The 20,427-nt window shown below is 67.8% G+C and carries 21 protein-coding genes and 4 pseudogenes; 16 read left to right on the plus strand and 9 right to left on the minus strand.

Going from position 1 to position 20,427, the window contains the following annotated elements; translation table 11 throughout:
* Nucleotides 1-18: 18 nt before the first annotated feature.
* Genes EQ874_RS11245 through EQ874_RS11255 form a run of 3 tightly spaced genes read left to right on the plus strand, consistent with a single transcriptional unit; the run spans nt 19 to nt 1,534 of the window.
* Nucleotides 19-474, plus strand: coding sequence for a cupin domain-containing protein (locus tag EQ874_RS11245; RefSeq protein WP_129976791.1), 456 nt, complete (start codon nt 19-21; stop codon nt 472-474).
* The gene (locus tag EQ874_RS11250; RefSeq protein ID WP_064065395.1) at nt 471-875 is read left to right on the plus strand and encodes a DUF1304 domain-containing protein; all 405 of its coding nucleotides are present in this window, start codon (nt 471-473) and stop codon (nt 873-875) included. The genes EQ874_RS11245 and EQ874_RS11250 overlap by 4 nt, the downstream gene beginning before the upstream one ends.
* Nucleotides 876-919: 44 nt before the next feature.
* Nucleotides 920-1,534, plus strand: coding sequence for a hypothetical protein (locus tag EQ874_RS11255; protein WP_129976792.1), 615 nt, complete (start codon nt 920-922; stop codon nt 1,532-1,534).
* A 300-nt stretch (nt 1,535-1,834) separates the two neighbouring features.
* Here EQ874_RS11255 and EQ874_RS11260 read toward each other — a convergent pair whose 3' ends face one another.
* Nucleotides 1,835-2,806: a pirin family protein gene (locus EQ874_RS11260; protein WP_016935341.1), complete on the minus strand. Its 972-nt coding sequence runs from the start codon at nt 2,804-2,806 to the stop codon at nt 1,835-1,837.
* Between the two features lie 140 nt (nt 2,807-2,946).
* Between EQ874_RS11260 and EQ874_RS11265 the strand changes: the two genes are divergently transcribed.
* The 9 genes and pseudogenes from EQ874_RS11265 to EQ874_RS22880 all read left to right on the plus strand — a co-directional run bounded on the left by EQ874_RS11265 (nt 2,947) and on the right by EQ874_RS22880 (nt 9,018).
* Nucleotides 2,947-3,786, plus strand: a complete 840-nt coding sequence (locus EQ874_RS11265) for a MerR family transcriptional regulator (RefSeq protein WP_064065398.1) — start codon at nt 2,947-2,949, stop codon at nt 3,784-3,786.
* A complete protein-coding gene (locus tag EQ874_RS11270; RefSeq protein WP_129976793.1) occupies nt 3,783-4,619 on the plus strand; it encodes a hypothetical protein in 837 nt (278 codons plus the stop codon). Before EQ874_RS11265 ends, EQ874_RS11270 begins: the two co-directional genes overlap by 4 nt.
* A 207-nt stretch (nt 4,620-4,826) precedes the next feature.
* A pseudogene (locus EQ874_RS23145) lies at nt 4,827-5,437 on the plus strand (hypothetical protein); the annotation flags it as partial.
* Nucleotides 5,438-6,032: 595 nt separating this feature from the next.
* Nucleotides 6,033-6,428, plus strand: a pseudogene (locus EQ874_RS23150) (polyketide synthase regulator); the annotation flags it as partial.
* Nucleotides 6,429-6,552: 124 nt separating this feature from the next.
* On the plus strand, nt 6,553-6,756 hold the full coding sequence (locus EQ874_RS23155) for a helix-turn-helix domain-containing protein (protein ID WP_242496715.1): 204 nt from the start codon (nt 6,553-6,555) through the stop codon (nt 6,754-6,756).
* 259 nt (nt 6,757-7,015) lie between these two features.
* Nucleotides 7,016-7,900, plus strand: a pseudogene (locus EQ874_RS11285) (long-chain fatty acid--CoA ligase); the annotation flags it as partial.
* Nucleotides 7,897-8,394: pseudogene (locus EQ874_RS11290) on the plus strand (FAD-dependent oxidoreductase); the annotation flags it as partial. The pseudogenes EQ874_RS11285 and EQ874_RS11290, both read left to right, overlap by 4 nt.
* Before the next feature lie 154 nt (nt 8,395-8,548).
* Nucleotides 8,549-8,854 carry a hypothetical protein gene (locus EQ874_RS11295; RefSeq protein ID WP_129976795.1) on the plus strand — a complete coding sequence of 102 codons (306 nt, stop codon included), beginning with the start codon at nt 8,549-8,551 and terminating at the stop codon, nt 8,852-8,854.
* Between the two features lie 23 nt (nt 8,855-8,877).
* Complete coding sequence (locus EQ874_RS22880) at nt 8,878-9,018, plus strand: hypothetical protein (RefSeq protein WP_157100864.1); 141 nt, start codon at nt 8,878-8,880, stop codon at nt 9,016-9,018.
* Between the two features lie 7 nt (nt 9,019-9,025).
* Here EQ874_RS22880 and EQ874_RS11300 read toward each other — a convergent pair whose 3' ends face one another.
* Nucleotides 9,026-10,333: an alpha-hydroxy-acid oxidizing protein gene (locus EQ874_RS11300; RefSeq protein ID WP_129976796.1), complete on the minus strand. Its 1,308-nt coding sequence runs from the start codon at nt 10,331-10,333 to the stop codon at nt 9,026-9,028.
* A gap of 129 nt (nt 10,334-10,462) precedes the next feature.
* Between EQ874_RS11300 and EQ874_RS11305 the strand changes: the two genes are divergently transcribed.
* The 4 genes from EQ874_RS11305 to EQ874_RS11320 all read left to right on the plus strand — a co-directional run bounded on the left by EQ874_RS11305 (nt 10,463) and on the right by EQ874_RS11320 (nt 14,418).
* Nucleotides 10,463-11,128, plus strand: coding sequence for a class I SAM-dependent methyltransferase (locus EQ874_RS11305; RefSeq protein ID WP_064065407.1), 666 nt, complete (start codon nt 10,463-10,465; stop codon nt 11,126-11,128).
* A gap of 100 nt (nt 11,129-11,228) precedes the next feature.
* Entirely contained in the window at nt 11,229-12,278 is a 1,050-nt protein-coding gene (rsgA, locus tag EQ874_RS11310; protein ID WP_129976797.1) for a ribosome small subunit-dependent GTPase A, read from the plus strand.
* Between the two features lie 723 nt (nt 12,279-13,001).
* Nucleotides 13,002-13,808: a glycoside hydrolase family 19 protein gene (locus EQ874_RS11315; RefSeq protein WP_242496716.1), complete on the plus strand. Its 807-nt coding sequence runs from the start codon at nt 13,002-13,004 to the stop codon at nt 13,806-13,808.
* 58 nt (nt 13,809-13,866) lie between these two features.
* Nucleotides 13,867-14,418, plus strand: coding sequence for a dihydrofolate reductase family protein (locus tag EQ874_RS11320; protein ID WP_064065410.1), 552 nt, complete (start codon nt 13,867-13,869; stop codon nt 14,416-14,418).
* Between the two features lie 69 nt (nt 14,419-14,487).
* On the opposite strand, the gene EQ874_RS11325 is transcribed toward EQ874_RS11320, so the two are convergent.
* The 7 genes from EQ874_RS11325 to ureB form a co-directional block, all read right to left on the minus strand.
* Nucleotides 14,488-15,192 (minus strand): DUF899 family protein, encoded by a 705-nt coding sequence (locus EQ874_RS11325; protein WP_129976798.1) that lies wholly within the window; start codon nt 15,190-15,192, stop codon nt 14,488-14,490.
* 124 nt (nt 15,193-15,316) lie between these two features.
* Complete coding sequence (locus EQ874_RS11330) at nt 15,317-16,252, minus strand: energy-coupling factor ABC transporter permease (RefSeq protein WP_129976799.1); 936 nt, start codon at nt 16,250-16,252, stop codon at nt 15,317-15,319.
* Nucleotides 16,239-16,970, minus strand: coding sequence for an urease accessory protein UreD (locus EQ874_RS11335; protein WP_129976800.1), 732 nt, complete (start codon nt 16,968-16,970; stop codon nt 16,239-16,241). The genes EQ874_RS11330 and EQ874_RS11335 overlap by 14 nt, the downstream gene beginning before the upstream one ends.
* Nucleotides 16,971-16,972: 2 nt before the next feature.
* Complete coding sequence (gene ureG / locus EQ874_RS11340) at nt 16,973-17,701, minus strand: urease accessory protein UreG (protein ID WP_064065414.1); 729 nt, start codon at nt 17,699-17,701, stop codon at nt 16,973-16,975.
* Nucleotides 17,694-18,389, minus strand: coding sequence for an urease accessory UreF family protein (locus EQ874_RS11345; RefSeq protein ID WP_016933276.1), 696 nt, complete (start codon nt 18,387-18,389; stop codon nt 17,694-17,696). Before EQ874_RS11345 ends, ureG begins: the two co-directional genes overlap by 8 nt.
* Nucleotides 18,389-20,089: an urease subunit alpha gene (locus EQ874_RS11350; RefSeq protein ID WP_129976801.1), complete on the minus strand. Its 1,701-nt coding sequence runs from the start codon at nt 20,087-20,089 to the stop codon at nt 18,389-18,391. Before EQ874_RS11350 ends, EQ874_RS11345 begins: the two co-directional genes overlap by 1 nt.
* Before the next feature lie 4 nt (nt 20,090-20,093).
* The gene (gene ureB / locus EQ874_RS23040) at nt 20,094-20,423 is read right to left on the minus strand and encodes an urease subunit beta (RefSeq protein ID WP_016933274.1); all 330 of its coding nucleotides are present in this window, start codon (nt 20,421-20,423) and stop codon (nt 20,094-20,096) included.
* Between the last annotated feature and the right edge of the window lie 4 nt (nt 20,424-20,427).

A 20,427-nucleotide genomic window follows, 5' to 3' on the forward strand; every position in this document is an offset into this window, starting at 1 on the left:
CGCCATAGCGTCGCCAGTGTGTCCACTCATCTCACTCAGGCCGGTACGGGTAGGCGTCTTTCGGTGCCGGACGCCGTCGTCACCGTTCTGTCGTCCGGTGAACATACCGGCGGTGCTTACGAGGTCATGCTGGTCGAGGCGCCCTGCGGCACTCCACCGCCGCTGCACTCCGAGCCCTGGCCCAAGACCTACCACCTGCTGCGCGGCCGGATTCTCGCCCTGCTCGACGGCCACGGTTGTGAACTCGCTGCCGGCGATACGCTCACCATCGAGGCGGGGACATCGAACACTTTCTCGGTGCTCACCGACGACGCGGCGTTCCTCCTCGTCTGTCCCGGTACCGGGATGAGAGGCTTCTTCACCGATCTCCACGCGCTGGGCGAGGCGCATCTTCCGGAGGAAGTGCTGACGAGCACACTCGCGCAGATCGCCGCTCGCTATGACATCCGGTTCGCCGAGGAGGCCGCGACATGATCCTCATCGCGCAGCTCGCGGCGCTGGTCGCCGCCGCGATACACGTGCTGGCATTCGCGTGGGAGACGATCCTGTTCCGCCGCCCGAGCATTCACCGGGACCTGTTCCGCATCCCTACTGCGGATGTTCCGCCGGTACGGATGTGGGCGTTCAACGTCGGCTTCTACAATTTGTTCCTCGGATCCGGAGCCATCGCAGGGGTGATCGTGTGGTGGACCGGGCACGAGACCCCGGGTCGCACGCTCGTCGTCTATACATGTGCGTTCATGTTCTCGGCCGGGGTCGCGTTGTTCGTCTCGGACCGGATGGCGATGAGTCGCCCACGTGGATCCGGAGTGGTGGGGTCGCTGTGCCAGAGTGTGCCGTCGCTGGTCGCGCTCGTGGCGCTGGCACTGGCGTAGGTGCGGGGGGCCATTCGCTCTGCGCCGGCACTATTGTCGACGGCATGGCTCTCCTGTACGACGCCGAACTGTCTCCCACCAAGAGCCGATTGCTGCGGGATTGGCTCCCACGAACGTCCTTCTACCGGGGTGGCGACTCCGACGTCGACCGGCTCGGCGCGTTTCGTTTCGATGATCCGGCCGGTGAGGTCGGTATCGAAACCCACCTCGTGCGCGACACCCAAGGCGTCGTCTATCAGGTGCCCTGGACCTATCGTTCGGCGCCACTACCCGACGGTCGATCGGTCGGGGAGACGGAACATTCGGTGCTGGGACACCGATTCGTCTACGACGCGACCACCGATCCCGTCTACGTCCGGCAATTACTCGTCACGATCTTCAGTGGCGGAAGCGAAGCCGAACACTATGTCCACGTCGACGGGGGCAAACCGAGGAAGGTCGCCGGAACTGTTCGCGTTCGGGGAAGTGGTGCCGAGGGCATCGAGGTCCCTGCAGTCACAACAATCGATGCAACCGATGAGAGCGACAGTCGGACGCATATCGGCACACCGGGTATCACGATCGTTGTGCATCACCTGCCGACGGTCGTGGAGCTTGCCGGTCCCGGCCTCATGGGCACGTGGGAAGGTGGCGGAGGTGTGCTCGCCACGATTTGCTGATCGGTCTCGTCCGTCGAGTGCCGCGGAGGGCAACGTCTCCGTGAAGCCCGGTCCTACCCTCGCGAGTTCCTCCGCGACGGGCAGTTCCTCGTAACTCGGTTCGATACCGGCGGTGTCCGGCGGAATCCACATCTGGACGAGGTGCACCGTCAACGGAGCGTGCGCATGGATCGCGAGATCGAAGTTCCCGGCGAACGGGAAACCCTGGCGGGTGTCGATCCAGCGGAGGTGTTGCCGGTACCGGTTGCCTGCCCGCCGGATCTTCATTCCGGCGGGCGAGGCCCTGGGCGACCGGTACGTCTAGGCCTTCTCGTCCGAGCCGCGCACGGCAGGAATCGACCCGAAACGCCCCGCGTGGAAGTCGTCCATCGCCTCGATGATCTCGGCCCGGGTGTTCATGACGAACGGACCTGCCATGACGACGCGTTCACGAATCGGCTTGCCGCCGAGCACGAACACCTCGAGCGCGTCGGTACGCGAATCCTGCATGGCGGCAGCAGAGATGGTCAGGCTCTCACCTCTGCCGAAGACGGCCGTCTGCCCGGTTCGGATCGGACGGTCTTCCGGTCCGACCGCGCCATCGCCGGCGAGTACGTATGCCAGCGCGTTGAACTCCGGGTTCCACGGCAGCGTGACGCTCGCTCCCGGCGCCACGGTCATGTGCAACAGGGTGATCGGTGTGTGCGTCGAACCGGGGCCGCGGTGCCCGTCGAGTTCTCCGGCGATCACCCGGATGAGCGCGCCACCGTCGGCCGAGGACAACAAGGCGACCTCGCCGCCACCGATGTCCTGATACCGCGGAGCGACGAACTTCTCGGCCTCGGGCAGGTTCACCCACAGTTGCACGCCGTGGAACAGCCCACCACTGACCACCAGGTGTTCCGGTGGCGCTTCGATGTGCAGGATGCCGCTGCCTGCGGTCATCCACTGGGTGTCGCCGCCACCGATCGTGCCGCCGCCTCCGTGGGAGTCGCGATGCTGCATGACGCCGTCGATCATGTAGGTGACGGTCTCGAATCCGCGGTGCGGATGCCAGGGTGTGCCTTTCGGTTCGCCGGGCGCGTAGTTCACCTCGCCCATCTGATCCATGTGGATGAACGGATCGAGGTGCTTCGTCTCGATGCCCGCGAACGCACGGCGGACGGGGAAGCCTTCGCCTTCGAAGCCGCGCGGGGCGGTGGTCACGGACAGGACGGGACGCGAGAGCGCGCCGGGTGTGGGCTCTTCGACGCGGGGAAGAGCGAGAACGTTGTCGACGGTTACGGCGGGCACGGTAACCCCTCTCGGTCATGTAGTTGATTTGTCAACTACCTTACTGCACTCAACCGCCGTCCTTCTCGGGTTGTTCCCGCCCGAGGTGCGCCGCATCCACGACTTGACCCTGACGTAGCGTCAGGGTCGATGCTGGAGCCATGAGGATCAGCGACTTGGCCCAGGCCGCAGGAACCACCGTTCGGGCCGTCCGGCACTACCACCGGCTCGGGCTCATGCCCGAACCCCCACGGGCACCCAACGGATATCGGGACTACGGGTTCGCCGACCTGGTGCGCCTGTTGCGCATCCGCTGGCTCGCCCAGTCGGGTGTTCCCTTGGGTTCGGTGGCGACAGTCCTCGGCGGCCGCTTCATCGACGGCGACGACCGCGATTCCGGGTCCGATCTCACCGCAGACCTCGAATCGCTGCTCGAGGCGGCGGATGCCCAGATCCGGACCCTGCAGGTCAAGCGTGATGCTCTCGCCGCGATCCTGGAGCGCCATCGCGCAGGCGACCGGCTCTCGCCCCTGCCGTCACCGATCGTCGATGCGTTCGACGAACTCATCGACGGCGAGGACGACCCGCGTACCCGGACTCTGTTCGTGCGCGAGCGCGACAGCTGGGAGATGCTCGCACTCACCGGACAGGCCCCACCGGAATACCTCGAGGCACTGCGAACCCTGCTCGACGACCCCGGACAACGACACGCGATGGTTGCCGTCTACCGACGTTTCGGCGGACTCGCCGGACAGGATTCCGCTGCCGCGGCCGACGAGATCACCGCCGTGATCGACGGCATGACCGCACTTCTCGACGACATCCCGATCATGGTGGAGGTGCTCGGTTCCTGGGCGGCCGAGGCGGCGACGGCCCTCGAATCGAACATCGACGTTCTCGCCGAGTTCCTGCCCGACCCGGCCCAGCAGGCCGTCGCGATCGGGTTCGTCCGGCGCGTCGCCGAACAATCGGGACCGCAACAGCACGGAGCGCGGTCATGACCGAGCGCACCGTCCGGCTCGTCCACCGGGCCGCCCTTGTCCTCACCGTAGTAGTGGCCTGCACGAACGCCGTCCTTGCTGCGCTGGACGTCTTCGCCCCGGCGACCGCGCTGAAGGTCTGGCTCGGATTCGAGCTACCTCTCGGGGTCCTGGTGCTGATCGTCGGAGCAGTGCGCATCCGAGTTCTGCGCCGATCCGAAGCCCCATGGGCGAGGGTGCTCGACGAACTCGTCGGCCGCGTGCCCGCAACCCTGATGCGCGCGGAGCTGAGAAGCTACCGCGCACTGTGGTTGCTGATACGAGGGCGTCGAGTCGATGCCGGCCCCGGGGTGACGACGATCGGCTACACCCGCGGCACGATGAGCGTGCCGATCGCGTGGCTCGTGGCGTCGGTCATCGAGATCGCGGTGGTCCACATACTCGTGCCCTGGGAGTGGCTGCGCTGGACGTTGTCGATCGTCTCGGTGTGCTCACTTCTTCCCCTGGTCGGGTGGCTCGCGGATCATGTCGTCAATCCGCATCTTCTGACGCGGGACGGCCTGGTCCTGCGCGCCGGACATCAGGTCGTGGCACATATCGGCGCCGACAACCTGCAGCGATGCACTCCTCGCCACCGCTTCCGGCCGACGGAGACGCGCGTGGATGGCGAGGTGCTGTTCCTGCCCGGACCCGACGGCACCAATCTCGACCTCATGCTCGCGGAACCTGTCGACGTCCTGTTGCCGGCATTCTTCGAACACCGCCGCCGTCCGGCGCTCGTGAGCCGGGTCTCGATCCACGTCGACGATCCCGCGGTGGCGCGCCGAGTACTCGACGCCGCGCTTCTCACCTGATGCGGCGAGGGTGATATCGACGATTTCGTCCACCGAATTCGCTTCACAGGCGGTGACCCGCGTTCATCGTGTATGTGACGAACGGAGTCCCCGTGTCCCGCAATTCGTCCCGAGTCCTCTGTGCTCGTATCGTCGCTGCGCTTGCGTTTCTGTGCGGGAGCGTCACGCTCGCCGTGCCCCCGGCCGACGGTGCCGAACCGGCCTTCTGCGCTGGGCCCGGGCGACTCGATCGAGGTGTCCGGCACCTATCCGGCCGCGCGGTACTTCTCGCTCGACACCTACGGCACGAACTTCGACACCGTCGATTTGCTGCGTGACGACATGATCGTGCCGGATTCGGGTAGCGGGAATCCGTTCGCGGAATCAGCGGCGCGGAATCGCCGTCCGTCACAGCAGAAGTGGCATGCCACTGTAGTACCCGGTCCGGCGGACCACGCGCGCAACGAGATCCGCGGTGTTCCGGAGGGGCAGAGCACCCCGGTGGGCTTCTGATCATCCGCGTGTCCGTGCCCGACGACGCCGCATCGCTCAGCGACGGCGTGCCGTTGCCCCGAGGTGACCAGGCGCCTCGGCGGGGCGACGATGCTCAGGCAACCGTGCGAGCAGCCGTTCGACCCGAACTTCCTGTACCGGACCCGCCGCACAGCTCGCACAGGCAGGCTTCGACCAGATCATCGCGCACTCGACGCGTCGGGTTACTACACGTATGCGATCGCCGCGCCGTCCGACCTTCCCTCGGTCGTCGATCCGACCGTGACCGTACTGCCGTGGGGCGATACCACTGTGCCGAAGAAGTGTTGTTCCTGCGCTACATGATGCTGTTGTCGGCTTTCGTTGCCGGAGGCTGTGCGGCATGTCAGGACGACGCCGCGGGCTGACGTTCGTGTAGGACCTCGTCGGTGGTGTGGTGATCGCACACTGTGCACGAGAGTTTTCTGGTAGACGAGTGCAATGAGCGATGACGCCGGACGCGGTACTCCGTCGAAGGACACGCGTGCCGCCGATGTGCAGGAACTCGTGGTGGTGGTCGGCGAGCGGATGCAGCGGCGGTCCGACGAGATCGTCGCGAGCATGGACGCGGCGATCGAGTCGGCCGTCGAAGATCTCGGCGAGTCCGAATTGACCGACATGCTGCGCGCGAGCGTGGAGGGCAACGTCGCCACCATCCTGCACATGATCAGCAACGACATCCCGCTCGATCGTATCCAGCCGATCACCGCCGCCACGGAGTATGCGGTCAGGCTCGCGCGGCACGGCGTTCCTGCGGCTGCGCTGCGCCGGGCCTACCACATCGGCTCCGACGACCTGTTCAACCAGATGTTCGCGGAGATCCAGCAGCTCGATTGTGCGCCCGACCTGAAACTCGAGCTGCTCCACCATTTCGCCGGGTGGATGCACAAGTATGTGGACTGGATGACGCGCGTCGTGCTCGACGCTCACGAAGAAGAGCAGCGGGTGCTGGTCCGGCAGTCCGAGAACGTGACGTCGGCGCTGGTGGAACAGGTGTTGAGCGGCGGTGCGTTCGATACGGAGGAGTTCGCGACGAAGACGGGTTACCGGCTCGACGGAACCCACCTCGGTGCGATCGCGTGGATCGAAGGCCCGGCCCAGGGCGCGGACCAGACCCCGACCCTCGCGGCGGCAGCGGAGACCCTCACGGTCGCGGCCGGTGGGGGAGGGTCGCCTTTGCTCGTCCCGGTGGATCGCCGCACGGCCTGGTTGTGGACGACGGCGGCGGGTGGCACGGTCGTCGACGTGCCACGCCTCCGGACCGTTGTGCAGGCCGTCCCCGGGTTGCGCGTGACATTCGGGAAGCCGGGGGTCGGGGTCGCGGGGTTCCGGCGCAGCCACGAGCAGGCCGAAGCGGTGCGGAACGGTCGCGAGCACCGCGACCGTTCCGCACAGCCGAGCGGTGTACTACGGAGAGGACGGCATGTCCGCGACGGCGGTGCTGGCACGCGACCTCGCGACGACCAGGCGTTTCGTCGCCGATACGCTGGGCCGACTCGCGATCGACAACCCGGCCGCGGAGCGTCTGCGGGACACGACGCGGATGTTCCTGCGGACCGGCGGAAGCTATGTGCAGACCTCCGAGGAACTCGTCCTTCATCGGAACACCGTGAAGTACCGGCTGTAGAAGGCGGAGGAGGAACGGGGACGGCCCATCTCCGACAACCGGTTGGATCTCGAGTTGGCTCTGCACGTCTGTCACGTGCTCGGACGACCCGTGCTGATGCCCATGGAAAAGCGCACGTCCCGTCGTTGACCCGATTTTTGTGCAGATTCGACAACGGCAGCGTCGAAGTTGGTCTCGCGGGGACGTGTCTTGGATCACGCCGGCCGCATAGTGTCGTGCATCACAACCGATACGTGCTCGTCGGACCGAGGAGCTGTAGATGCCCTTCTCCCACTTTCCCTTTCTCCCCTGGAATGTCCCCGCCGAGGATCGCACTCGCACGGCGGTCCGGGACGACACGCTCGAACTCACCTACGCCCAGCTCGACGACCGAACCCGCGCTGTCGCAGCGCAGTTCGCGCGACACGGCGTCGGTGCGGGCGACGTCGTCGCGATCATGCTGCCGAACCGGGTCGAACTGCTGGTCGCCATGCTCGCGGCGTGGCGTCTCGGTGCTGCCGCGACGCCCGTCAATCCGGCGTTCACGGAATCGGAAGCGGCTTATCAGATCTCGGACTCCGGTGCTGTCCTCGTCGTCAACAACGGAACCGACGCGCCCGACGGCGGCCGGTCGAGCATCACCGTGGACGATCTCGCCGTCGAGGGCGACGGCCCCGAACCCGTGGCCCTGCGCGGTGACGAACCGAGCCTGGTCATCTATACCAGCGGATCCACCGGCCGGCCGAAGGGCGTGATACTCGATCACGACAATGCCGAGGCCATGTCGTCGACGATGGCGCACCATTTCGGTCTCACAGCCGACGACCATTGCATGCTGGTCCTGCCGCTGTTCCACGTCAACGCGATCATGGTGAGCGCACTGGCGGTCTGGCGCTCGCACGGACAGCTCAGTGTGATCGGATCGTTCTCCGCGAGCCGATTCTTCGACCACGTGGAAAAGCTCCGCCCCACATACTTTTCCGCTGTACCCGCGATCTATGCGATGCTTGCCGCGCTGCCCGACACCGTCCGGCCCGACACCTCGTCGCTGCGGTTCGTGGTGTGCGGCGCGGCTCCGGTCCCGAAGGAACTGTTGCAGCGGTGCCACGACCGCTTCGGGTTCGTCATGGTCGAGGGATACGGCCTCACCGAGGCGACCCCGGCACCGTCCACGTCTGCGGTTCGTACGCCGAGACGGCGGCGGTCGAGCGTCAGGTGAACCGGGGGACCATGCCCGATCGCCCCTACGTCCTGGTCGGCCAGCAGTTCCTCGCCGACCCGTCGCGCTCCGCAGGGAACCTGAACCCGCTCTACGCCTACGCGCACGTCCCGCACGGGTACACCGGCGACGCGACCGAGCTGATCACCGCTCAGATCGAACGGTTCGCCCCGGGCTTTCGCGACACGATCCGTGCGGTGCACGTGCGGACGACGACCGAGATGTCGGTCCACAACGCGAACTACGTGGGCGGGGACATCGTCACCGGAGCCAACAGTGCGGTGCAGCTCGTGCTCCGGCCCCGCCCGGCTCTGGACCCGTACGCGACCGGCGTTTCCGGCGTGTACCTGTGCTCGGCGGCGACTCCGCCGGGTGCCGGGGCGCACGGCATGTGTGGGTACCACGCCGCCCGGTCGGCGTTGGCGTACCTGAAGACATGAGGTGATCTTCCGGGGTGAGTGTGGGGTGAAGGGCCTGGGCGGCGCGCGAAACTTCGCACACGGAAATGACATTCTCCCGATATGCACTTCCCCCGGTGCTGAAGGAGCCCTACCCGTAACCGCAATCACCCCCACCCTGCCCGGAACGCGCCGCGTGAAGACGACGGCTACTGCGGCCCCGGCTCCGTCTCGTGGAGGGTGTACGCCGATCCGTCCTCTCGCGTCGCGGGCATGGCGGGAACAGCGCATCGCCGCAGAACTCGTCGCGCAGTTCCGGACCGCCCGCGACCCGTACCGACCTCGTGGCGTACGTCGACGAGCAGCGCTACTGGTTGTCGCTGTCGCCGAGGCGACGCACGCGCTCCGGAAGCCGAGCCTGTGGGGCAATCCGGTGAAGGTGTTCACCTTCGTCGTGGTGCAGGACGGCATGTTGTCGCGCCTGCCGGAGTGGCGCGCCTGATGTACGGCGTCGAAGGACGCCCGATGAACCTCCGCGCCGCGCGCACCACCGAGCGGCTCATCGGCATCGCCCGCAAGAACGAGTCGTACGACAAGATGGTCGCCGAGATCACCACGCGCATCGACGAGACCCCGTACCGCAAGGTGCGTGCGCGCAAGGGCTGATCCTGTCTCAGAAGGAGGGATTCGGCCGGACGAACCGCTCGTCGATATCGGCGACCGATCGGGCGCCGGTCAACGCCATGGTGAGATCGAACTCGGCGATCACGTTGCGGATCACCTCCTCGACACCGCGCCGACCCGCGATCGCCAAGCCGTACATGTAGGGCCGGCCGAGCAGCACGGCGTCCGCGCCGAGCGCGAGCGCGACGAAGACATCGGCACCGCTGCGAATCCCGCTGTCCAGCAGCACGGTCGGCTCCCGGCCGATCGCGGCACGGATGTCGAGCAGAGCATCGAGCGAGGCGATCGACCCGTCGACCTGGCGTCCACCGTGGTTCGACACCACCATCGCGTCGACGCCGAGATCCGCGGCGCGACGCGCATCGTCGGGATGCAGAATTCCCTTGAGCACGATGGGAAGGCGCGTCCGCTCACGCAACGTCGCCAGATGCCCCCAGCTCAGTCCCGGATTGGAGTAGATGTCGAGGAAGGTCTCCGCAGCGGCGCGCGGCACGGGGGAACGGAGGTTGTCGAGGAATCGGCCCGGATGGTTACGGGTCATCGACACCAGTGTGCGGATCGCGCCGAACGTGACATCGGGTCGCTCCGTCACCATCTCGCGGGCGGCGTCGATCCGCTGCCGGACGATGTCGAGGAAGCGAGGATCCGAGGTGTACTGGGCGATGCCCTCGCCGCGCGCGAACGGCAACGACCCGAGATTCAGGTCCTGCGGACGCCATCCCAGCATCGTCGTGTCGAGGGTGACGACGACGGCCTCGGCGCCGGCTGCTTCGGCCCGTCGCAGCAGGCTGTCGACGAGATCCTCGTCGGAACTCCAGTACAGCTGGAACCAGCGGGACACAGAGCCCATCGCGCCAGCACAGTCCTCCATGGAATTGCAGCCCTGATTGGAGAAGATGAACGGCACGCCGGTCGCGGCGGCCGCCCGCGCTATCGCCAGGTCGCTGTCGGCGGCCATCAACGCTCCCGCCCCGACCGGGGCCAGCAACAGCGGCGAGGAGAGCGAGGTGCCCGCCACAGTCGTACGCAGGTCGCGTTCGGTGACGCCGTGGGCCATACGCGGGACGATCGCCCAGCGGTCGAACGCACGCCGATTGTTGCGCATCGTGCGTCCCTCGCCGGCACCGCCCGCGACATACGCCCAGGCCCGCTTCGAACTCGCACGCCGCGCGGCGCGTTCGAGGTCGCCGAAGGAGGTCGGAACGGCCGGACGCCGGCCCAACGCTCCGTTGCGGTACACGACCCCCTGACGTTCCCGGCCGGGGCCGGCGGGTGCAGAGGCAGCAGTTTCGGTCACGAGTGAGTTCCCCTCTCGAGCGGTGGCGCTTGTCGATCCTTCCTCACGAACCCGGTCGAGTGAACCGGTTACCGGTGTCGAATTCGGAATCGGTGCGGCGGATCCGGCGGCGGGCGTACCGTCGGATCCATGACCGAGGACGGCCAGGTTGCACCGTGGGACGACATCTACCGGGGAGTCGCCGAAGGGTTTTCGGGCCCCGTACCGTGGAACATCGGCGAACCCCAACCCGAGATCGCCCGATCGATCGACGAGGGCGGATTCCGCAGCGATGTGCTGGACGCAGGCTGCGGACATGCCGAGACCTCCCTCCACCTGGCGGCACAGGGGTACACGGTGGTGGGTCTCGATCTGTCGCCCACAGCCATCGAGGCAGCTCGAGCCGCGGCGTCGGAGCGGGGTCTGACGACCGCGACCTTCCAGGTCGCCGATATCACGTCGTTCACGGGATTCGACGGCCGGTTCGCGACGATCGTCGACAGCACCCTGTTCCATTCGCTGCCCGTGGACCGGCGCCGCGCCTACCTGAGCGCCGTCACCCGTGCCGCTGCACCGAGTGCGTCCTTCTTCGTCCTTGCCTTCTCGAAGGACGCCTTCCCCGAAGAGGGCCAGGGACCGAATCCCGTGACGGACGACGAGTTGCGCGACGTGGTTGCCGAGTTCTGGACCGTCGACGACGTGCGGCCGGCCTTCATCCACGCATTTCTCGGCGACGAAGAGGCTGCCGCGTGGCAACGCGACGACAAGGGCCGTTCGATGCTCCCGGCCTGGTTGCTGTCGGCCCACCGCGGTTGAGGGTGCACGCGGAAATTCGATTGCATTGCCGGGGTGCGAAGTTCACCATCGGATCTGTCGGAGCGGACCACCCGCGCCTTGTCATGATCCAGGAGTCACCGTGCACCCCGATGTCCCACCCGGAACCGATCCGCTGGTCGAGTACGGCTGGTCCGAGCAGATCGCGGAACGGTTCGCGGACAACGGCATCCAGGGATCCCCCGGCAGGATCGTGCGGGTCGGTCGCGGTCACAGTGACGCCGTGACCTCCGCCGGTCCGCTGCGGGTACGGACAGCGGGCCACCACGTCTGCACCGGCGACTGGGTGATCGTGCGCGAACCGCCCACCGAAGGCGATATGACCGGCACGGTCTGTGCGGTGCTGCCGCGTACCGGCGCGATTCGTCGTGCCGACGCGTCGGGCCGTTCGGAAGAGCAGGTCCTCGCCGCCAACGTGGACACGGTCGTGGTGACGGTCGCGGCCGACACTCTCGACCTCGGTCGCGTGGAACGTCTGCTGGCGCTGGCTTGGGACAGCGGCGCGCAGCCGGTGGTCGCCCTGACGAAGGTCGACCTCGCCACCGAACCGGTATTCGAGCAGGTCGCCGTGCTCGCACCCGGAGCGAGTGTGGTCGAGGTCTGCGCGCCGGACCGATCCGGGTTGAGAGAACTGCGCGCGCTGCTCCACGGCACTGTCGTGTTCGTCGGAGCGTCCGGCGCCGGGAAATCGACGCTGGTCAACGCGCTGTGCGGTCGCGACATCCAGGCGACGGCACCGGTGCGGCAGGGGGACGGCAAGGGTCGGCACACCACGACCGATCGGGAGATGTTCCCTCTGGGTGGCGGCGTGACCCTCATCGACACGCCGGGCCTGCGGGGCGTCGGGATGTGGGACGCCGATGCCGGCATCGCGTCCGCCTTTCCCGAGATCGACGAGCTCGCGCAGTACTGCCGCTTCACGGACTGTGCGCACGAGACCGAGCCGGGATGCGCGGTGCGTGCCGCCGTCGACCGCGGCGACCTCGATGCCCGGCGAGTGGAGAGTCATCGCAAACTGCGGCGTGAGAACGAGCGGATCGCGGCCCGGTCCGATGCCCGATTGCGGCACGAGCGGACCCGCGAGATCAAGGTGATGAGCCGCGCGATCCGGGCGTATTACCGCGACCGTTGAAGTTCTCGGCGCGGCATACAGGGCGGTCGGTACCCCTCAGTGCAGTTCGCGCGATGAACCGGGGCTCGCTACCGCAACGCGCCGCGTCGACCCCGTTTCGGCGCGCTGATCATGGACGGCCCCGACCGAGTGGTTGGGGCCTTCGACCTGCGTCAACATACCGGTCGGTACTTCCCCTTCGGGTCCGTTACACCGTGAACGCGGATGGACTCCTCTGCTTGCGGCAGCGCGTTATCGAGGTGTGTCGTCGGACACGAAATGATTACGACCCGGCTCGGGGGTATACACCTTCTCGGTCGAATCGAACCGGTCTGTTCTCGAGGGGGCGACCCATCGCTGCCTCGATTCGATCATCTGTGGGGCGAACCTTCGGCGCGTGCGGTCGTGTCATCGAAGGTATTGATGCACAAGGAATTCGGTGAGAGCACGTCGATCCTCTGTGGACGAGGGGCGGGATCGGCCAGGTGCCGTTACGGCAGGTTCTTATCGGGCCGGCCGAACGCGAGGGCCGCAATGATCGACTTTCGAGTATGGCGTGTCTCACTTGCCTCGGTTCAGATGGCGTCGGCCACGATCGCTTGAAAACCTCTCTAGCTGCGACGTTACCTGGTTGTGACCTGAAGGTCGCGTGATGACGCTCCGTGCGGTGGTCCAGATCCCGCCGGCGATGCCCGCGGCCCCGTTGAGGGCCGGACACAATTCGGCCGATTTTGGAGCACGACCTTGTCCGTTTCATCATTGCGCCGTTTCCGTGCCGCCTTCGCTGCGGCTGCCGTTCTCACCACCGCCATCGGCGTCGGTACGTCCGCCGCCGATGCCGACACCGCCACCTCCGCACCGACCGGATTCCAGGAGCCCCGCGCTCTGATCCGGGCGCTGGACTTCGACGCACTGTCCGCCGACGGATGGACCGTGACGGACTCCGTGGAGGACACCACTTCCACGGAGTCGGCCGAGGTGGTGGAGGTCGCGACGGAGATCGCTCCGCCTCCTGTACCGCCGGCGGTCACACCCGAGGAGCTGACCCGCATCGTGCCGGGTATCCCGGCAGAGAAGATCGAACAGTACATCGCACCGCTGAACGATGCGATGACGCGCAGCGGCATCGACAACCCGGTCCGTCAGGCGGCGTTCATCGCCCAGCTCGCCGTCGAATCCGATTCCTTCCGCACCTTCGAGGAGTACGCGTCCGGCCGCGCCTACGAGGGGCGAGCCGACCTCGGCAACACCCAGCCGGGCGACGGGGAACGCTACAAGGGGCGCGGCGCGATCCAGATCACGGGCCGTCACAACTACGAGAAGGTCAGCGAACACGTCGGCGTCGACTTCGTCGCGCACCCCGAGCTGCTCGCTGCGCCGGAGAACGCCTTCGCCACCGCCGCCTGGTACTGGTCCTCGCGCAACCTCAACGAGGTCGCGGACACCGCGGGGATCGTCCGGGTGTCCGAGCTCGTCAACGGCGGTCACCACGCGCTCGGTCGCCGCATCGACGACTTCAAGCGTGGTCTGGACGTGCTGCTCCAGCCGTAAGCGCCGCACAGTCGCACCGGGCCGATGAGTTCGGGGCGCGCCGACGGTCTATCGGATCATGAGAAAACTGATCTACGACTTCGGCGTGTCCCTCGACGGCTACATCAACGACCGCGACGGCAACATCGACTGGACCGACCCCGACGACGAACTGCACCGGTTCCACAACGACCGGTTCCGTCAGCTCGAGCTCTCGCTGCACGGCCGGCGGATGTACGAGTTGATGGCGAAGTACTGGCCGCACCTGCCCGACGATGCCTCGCCCATCGAGCGCGACTTCGCCGAACTGTGGACGACCACGCCCAAGGTCGTCTTCTCCCGCACACTTACCGAAGTCCACTGGAACAGTCGCCTCGTCAGCGACGACGCGGTGGAGGAGGTGCGCAGACTCAAGGCCGAAGGCGACGGAGTCATGGAGGTCGGTGGGGCGAACCTCGCCGCGTCGCTGATCCCCCACGGTCTCGTCGACGAGTACCAGGTGTTCGTCTCACCCGTCCTGCTCGGTGGTGGCACACCCATGTTCCCGCCCCTGGAGAAACGCGTGGATCTGCGCCTGGTCGAGACACGTCACTTCGCCACCGCAGTGATGTTGCGCTACCTTGCCGACTGAATTCCTGTGACACACCGGTTCTCATCTACCAGGCGCGTGACGGGGTCGCGTCCGCCATGTCACCCGCCTTCACCGCGCGCCGGTGCCCGGGCCGTAGAGCCGCGCCACGTCGGGCGAATCGAGCCACCCCGAATAGGTCGGCGACTGCGGCCAGCCCTCGGGCGAATCCTGCCATTCCTCCTGACGACCCCACGGAAGAAGGTCGATCAGGGCGAAGGTGTAGCTGAGCTGTTCGGTTCCGCGGCCGGTGGTGTGCCAGGTGCGGTAGACCTTGTCGCCGTCGCGAAGGAACACGATGACCGCGAACCCTCCACCGGGAGGTGCGTCGACGTCGGCACCGAACGAACTCTCCGACGACGAGTACCACTCCATCGTGTTGCCGACCTTCGTCTTGTAGGCCAGGGCTTCGTCGATCGGTCCGTCGGTGACGATGACCATGCGGGCGTCGTAGTTGTCGAGGATGCCGAGCCGGGTCCACTGTGTCGTGAGGCTCGTGCATCCACCGCACTGCCATTCGGCGCCGTCGGACCACATGTGGTGATAGGTGATGAGCTGTGAGCGGCCCTGGAACACATCGACGAGCCGGATCGGGCCGCCGACGCCGATCAACGTGTAGGCGGGTAGTTCGACCATCGGCAGTCGGCGACGTTGTGCCGCGATGGCGTCGAGTTCGCGAGTGGCGGCCTTCTCTCGACGCCGCAGGTCGGCGAGAGCCGACCGCCAGGTCTGCTCGTCGACGATCGGGGGAAGGGCGCGGGCGGTCTGCTGGGTCATGACGTCTCCCGGAGTCGGACGGATCCGTTCACGAATGTCGACCGGGGGCAGGCCCGAAACTCATCGAGCCGCTCGATCGGAGGTGTCCCGACCGAGGGGCTCGACGAGGCGCGTGCCGTGACCGCTACGCGCCCTGACGGACCGGCGTGCGGCGGCCCGGCGCAGCGAGGCCGGCGCCGATCACCGCGGTCGCAGCGAGCCCGGCCAGCGCCGCGAGGAACTCGGTTCCGCTGATCGTGCCGTAGGCGGCGAGGCCGGGAACACCGGCGAAGGTGGCATCCCCGACCGGCAGCGAGTAGGCGCCGACGATGTGCTCGAGACCGTCGGGGCTGCCGGACGCGACGAGGGCCAGCGCGCAGGCGCTGGTCACGGCCAGACCACCGAGTGCCGCGACTCCCCGTCGCACGGCGACCGAGGTGACGGTGGACCGCTCGTCCCACACGGCCACGCCGGGCGCGAACGCCATCACCGCGCTCGACACCGCGGCGGTGATGAGGGCTTCACCGAGACCGATGGCCAGATGGACTGCGGTCAGATCGCCGATGAACGCTGCGGCGGCGCCCGTACCGACGGTCGCCGAGTATGCGGCGCCGAGAACCGCGGCGCTCACCGGCACGGACAGACCTGCGCCGAGAGCGGCGGTGGTCCGCGTCAGCTTCCCGAGGCCGAGTCGCTCGGCGCCGGTACGGATGGCGGCGGTGACGAGGACGGGCAGCACCGCCATCAGCAGCACGTTCATCCCGAGGGCGTTGATCCCGCCGTCCCCGAACAGCAATGCCTGCACGCCGACCACGGCGGTCATCGCGAGAAGGGCGAGCCGGGGCCCGAGGAGCGCGGTCGCGAGAGCGCCGCCGATGAGGTGGCCGCTGATGCCGCCGGCGATGGGGTAGTTGACCATCTGGGCGCCGAAGATCATGGCGGCGGTCGTGCCGGCGAGAAGGGTGTCCCGGGTCGTGATGCGCGGCCGCCCGGCGGTGGCGGCGAGGACGACCGCACCGGTGGCGATCGCCGCAGCGGGCGCGGTGGCGCTCATGGGGAGGAAATGGTCAGGGACGTGCATGGGTGAGACTCCCTTCGAGGGTGGACGGGTGAACGGGTGTGGAGTGCCAGGAGCGCCAGGTCGATTCGAGCGGCGAGGAGTGGGCGTCGGCCCCGAGGAACCGCAGCAGGCTGCCGGGCCCTTCGAGCTGGACGACGCCGTCGCCCTCGGCGCGTCGCCCGTAGGTCGCGATGACGTCGTGCACCCGCGTGGAACCGAGGATCCCGGGTTCGGGGAACGCGCCGTGGGCGTACAACTCCTCGACGAAGAGGGGATGACGATCGAGGGTGACCGAGGTGCGGCTGCGGATCGCACCTCCGGTTTCTCCGTGGCGCCCGAGGACTAGCGTCTCCCGCATGTCCGCGGCGGCGTCGGAGGCGAGTTCGATCCGGGTGTCGCGGTGCACGCGGGCGCCGGTGGCGATCACGAACGGGTAGGTGTCCCAGACGAGAGTGCCGCCCTCGGCGACGGTGATCCGCACGTCCCACCGGGACAGCCGGTTGTCGGCGTCGTAGGCGACGGTGCCACCGATGTCCTGCAGTTCGAGCGTGCACCCGGCGTCGACGTGGACGTCGACGGTCACCGAGTCACCACCGAGCAACAACGCGCCGGCGGCGACGAGGGCGACCCGCGCGCGGTCAGGACCGACCTCGACGGTGCGGGGGACGAGCATGCCCGCTCGCAGGGTCAGGCGTGCCCGGCCCGGTGCGCGGTCGATACCAATCATGGTGCGGGACATGATCAGTCGTGCGTGTGTGCGACGGCGTGGCTGTGGCTGTGGCCGTGGTCGTCGTCGGCGTGGAAGTGCGGAGCCATCGGACCGGGATCGACCGGGGTGTGCGACCCGGCGCGGTGGGCTGCCAGCATCTCGCGCACCCAGTCACCGAGCGCCTGCACCGATGCGGCGTCGGTCCGGGACAGCGCCAGCACCGGTCCGCCCTCGCGGGCCTTCTCGGCGTCGGCGACCATCTGGGGCACGTCGACACCCACATAGGGGGAGAGATCGGTCTTGTTCACCACGAGCAGGTCGGCGCGGCTGATGCCGGGACCACCCTTGCGGGCGACGTCGCCACCACCGGCGACATCGAGCACGAAGATCTGCGCGTCGACGAGCGCGGGGGAGAAGGTCGCGGTGAGGTTGTCACCGCCGCTCTCCACCAGGACGACGTCGAGCGGCGCGAAGTCGCGTTCGAGATCTTCGACGGCGAGCAGGTTCATGGTCACGTCGTCGCGGATCGCGGTGTGCGGGCACGCACCGGTCTCCACCGCGCGGATGCGCTCGGGATCGAGCACGCCGGCCGAGCGGAGGAAACGGGCGTCCTCGTCGGTGTAGATGTCGTTGGTGATCACGCCGAGCTGCAGCTCGGACGCGAGGGTGCGGCAGATGGTCGCGATCAGCGAGCTCTTGCCCGTGCCGACGGGACCGGCGACGCCGAGACGGAGCGAACGGGTGGTGATGTGTTCAGGCACGGAACAGCCTTTCCGGAGCGGATGCGTGGGCTTCGGCCCATAATTCGGTCTGGGGACCACCGGTCGCCGGGATGCCCGCCGGGTCGGTGAGAGCGGACAGCTCGGCGATGAGCGGTTCGAGATGGGCGCAGGCCTCGAGCGTCCATCGCGAACCGATGGCCGGGTCGGAGGGGTGCAGTTTGAGGAAGGCCGCGACGATCGCCTGCGCCTCCTCGTACAGCACCAGTCGCGCGGTGTCGATCGCCGGGATGCGCGCGAGCGCCGCGATGGCCCCGACCACCAGTCCCCGCGACGGTCGCGGGGTCCGGGCGTCGAGGTCGTCGAGAACGGTGGAGGGCCACAGGTTCCGGGCCAGTCGCAGATAACCGCGGGCCAGCAACCGGGACGCGTCGCGCTGGGCCGGGCCCGGAGTGCGCGCCGCCCAGTGGTCCTCGATCTCGTCGATCCGGAGCGACAGGGCGGCTCCGGCATCGGAGTCGACCGCGTGTCGGGTGACCACGGCGACGCCGGCCTCGACTGCCGCCGAGGTGCGCAACCGTGCGACGAGGAAGCGGCGCACCTCGGTCGGTGACATCCCACCCTGGAGCGCTGGTTCGAGCCCACCCGAGTTGACGTTCCCGCCGACCGGTGCGCGCCCGTCCGCCAGGAGGAGCAGCACCGTGGTGGGGGAGAGAGTGCCGGGCACCATCAGAACATCGAGTACAGCTGCGTGAGCGGCAGTTCGGTGGCCGGCGCCGGAACGACCCGCTCGCCGTCGATGTCGATGTCGAAGGTGTCGGGGCGGATCTCGATGCGCGGCAACGCGTCGTTCTGCTTCATGTCGGCCTTGCCGATGTGCCGGGTCGGCCGCAGCGGCAACAACCTGCGGCGCAACCCGAGTCGTTCCTCCAGGCCGTCGTCGAGGGCGGTGGGGGAGACGAACGACACCGACGTGTGGGGGGCCAGCGCATCGCCGAACGCCGGACGCTGAAGCACCGGCTGCGGGGTCGGGATCGACGCGTTGGGATCGCCGAGCGCGGCCCAGGCGATCGATCCGCCCTTGATGACCAGCGACGGCCGGATGCCGAAGAACTTCGGGTCCCACAGCACGAGGTCGGCGAGCTTGCCATCCTCGACAGAACCGAGTTCGTGGTCGATGCCGTGCGCGATCGCGGGGTTGATCGTGTACTTCGCGACGTAGCGACGGGCCCGTTCGTTGTCGGCGGGCATGCCGCCGTGGAGCGCCCCGCGGCGGTTCCTCATCACGTGCGCGACCTGCCAGGTGCGGGTGATCACCTCACCGATCCGTCCCATCGCCTGGGCGTCGGACGAGGTGATCGACAGGGCACCCATGTCGTGCAGGATGTCCTCGGCCGCGATGGTGGTGGCCCGGATCCGGGATTCGGCGAACGCGAGGTCCTCCGGGACGGCCGGGTTGAGGTGATGACAGACCATCAGCATGTCGAGGTGCTCCTCGACGGTGTTCACCGTGTGCGGCAGAGTCGGGTTCGTCGAGCCGGGAATGATGTGCGGCAACCCGGCGATGCTCAGGATGTCCGGGGCGTGCCCACCTCCGGCGCCTTCGACGTGGAAGGCGTGGATCGAGCGGCCGCCGATCGCGGCCAAGGTGCTCTCCACGAAGCCCGCCTCGTTCAGTGAGTCCGAATGCAGCGCGACCTGCAGTCCGTGCTCGTCGGCCGCGCGCAACGCCGCATCGATCGCGGCCGGTGTGGAGCCCCAGTCCTCGTGCACCTTGTACCCGGCGGCACCGGCGAGGGCCTGTTCGCGCAGCCCTTCGGTGGAGACGGTGTTGCCCTTGCCGAGCAGCAGCACATTCACCGGCAGCGCGTCGAGCGCGCGGTGCATCTGCATCAGATGCCACGGGCCCGGCGTGACGGTGGTGGCCTTCGATCCTTCGGACGGACCGGTTCCGCCGCCGGCGATCGTGGTGATGCCGGTGGCGAGTGCCTCGACGATCTGCGACGGCGACAGCAGGTGCACGTGCGAGTCGAACGCGCCGGCAGTGAGGATGCGGCCTTCACCGGAGATGACGTCGGTGGACGGGCCGATCTGCAACTTCGGGTGCACGCCGTCGGCGATGTCCGGGTTGCCGGCGCGGCCGAGGGCGACGATGCGACCGTCGCGGATACCGACGTCGGCGCGCACGATGCCCCACCAGTCCAGCACGATCACGTTCGTGATGACGGTGTCGGGAGCACCTTCGGCCCGCGTCGTCACCCCCTGGGCCATCGATTCGCGGATGGACTTGCCGCCACCGAAGACGGCTTCCTCGCCGCCGAAGGTGCGGTCCTCCTCGATCTGGATCCACAGGTCGGTGTCGCCCAGGCGTACCCGGTCGCCGACCGTCGGTCCGTACAGTGCCGCGTACTCGGCGCGTGTGATCTCCACGTTCTCAGTCCTCCTGCTTCCGCACCTGGATACCGGGTACGACGCGTCGCCCGCGCAGGGCGACGGCGTCCAGTTCGCGGCTGCTGCCGGGTTCGAATCGCTGCGACGTCCCCGACGGGATGTCCAGGCGGAAGCCCTGCGCGCGTTCACGGTCGAATTCGAGGGCCGCGTTCGCGTCCGGCAGGTGGAGGTGTGAGCCGATCTGGATGGGACGATCACCGGTGTTGAGGAAGACGAGGGTGATGCGCTCGTCGTCGGAGCGGTCCGCGTTGAGGGTGAGGGAGCCCTCGGCGACGCGAATCGCTCCGGGTCCCGAAGTCGGTCCGGATGCCATGTCG

The sequence above is a fragment of the Rhodococcus sp. Q1 genome (assembly GCF_004153645.1).
In the GTDB taxonomy this organism is placed as follows: domain Bacteria; phylum Actinomycetota; class Actinomycetes; order Mycobacteriales; family Mycobacteriaceae; genus Rhodococcus; species Rhodococcus gordoniae.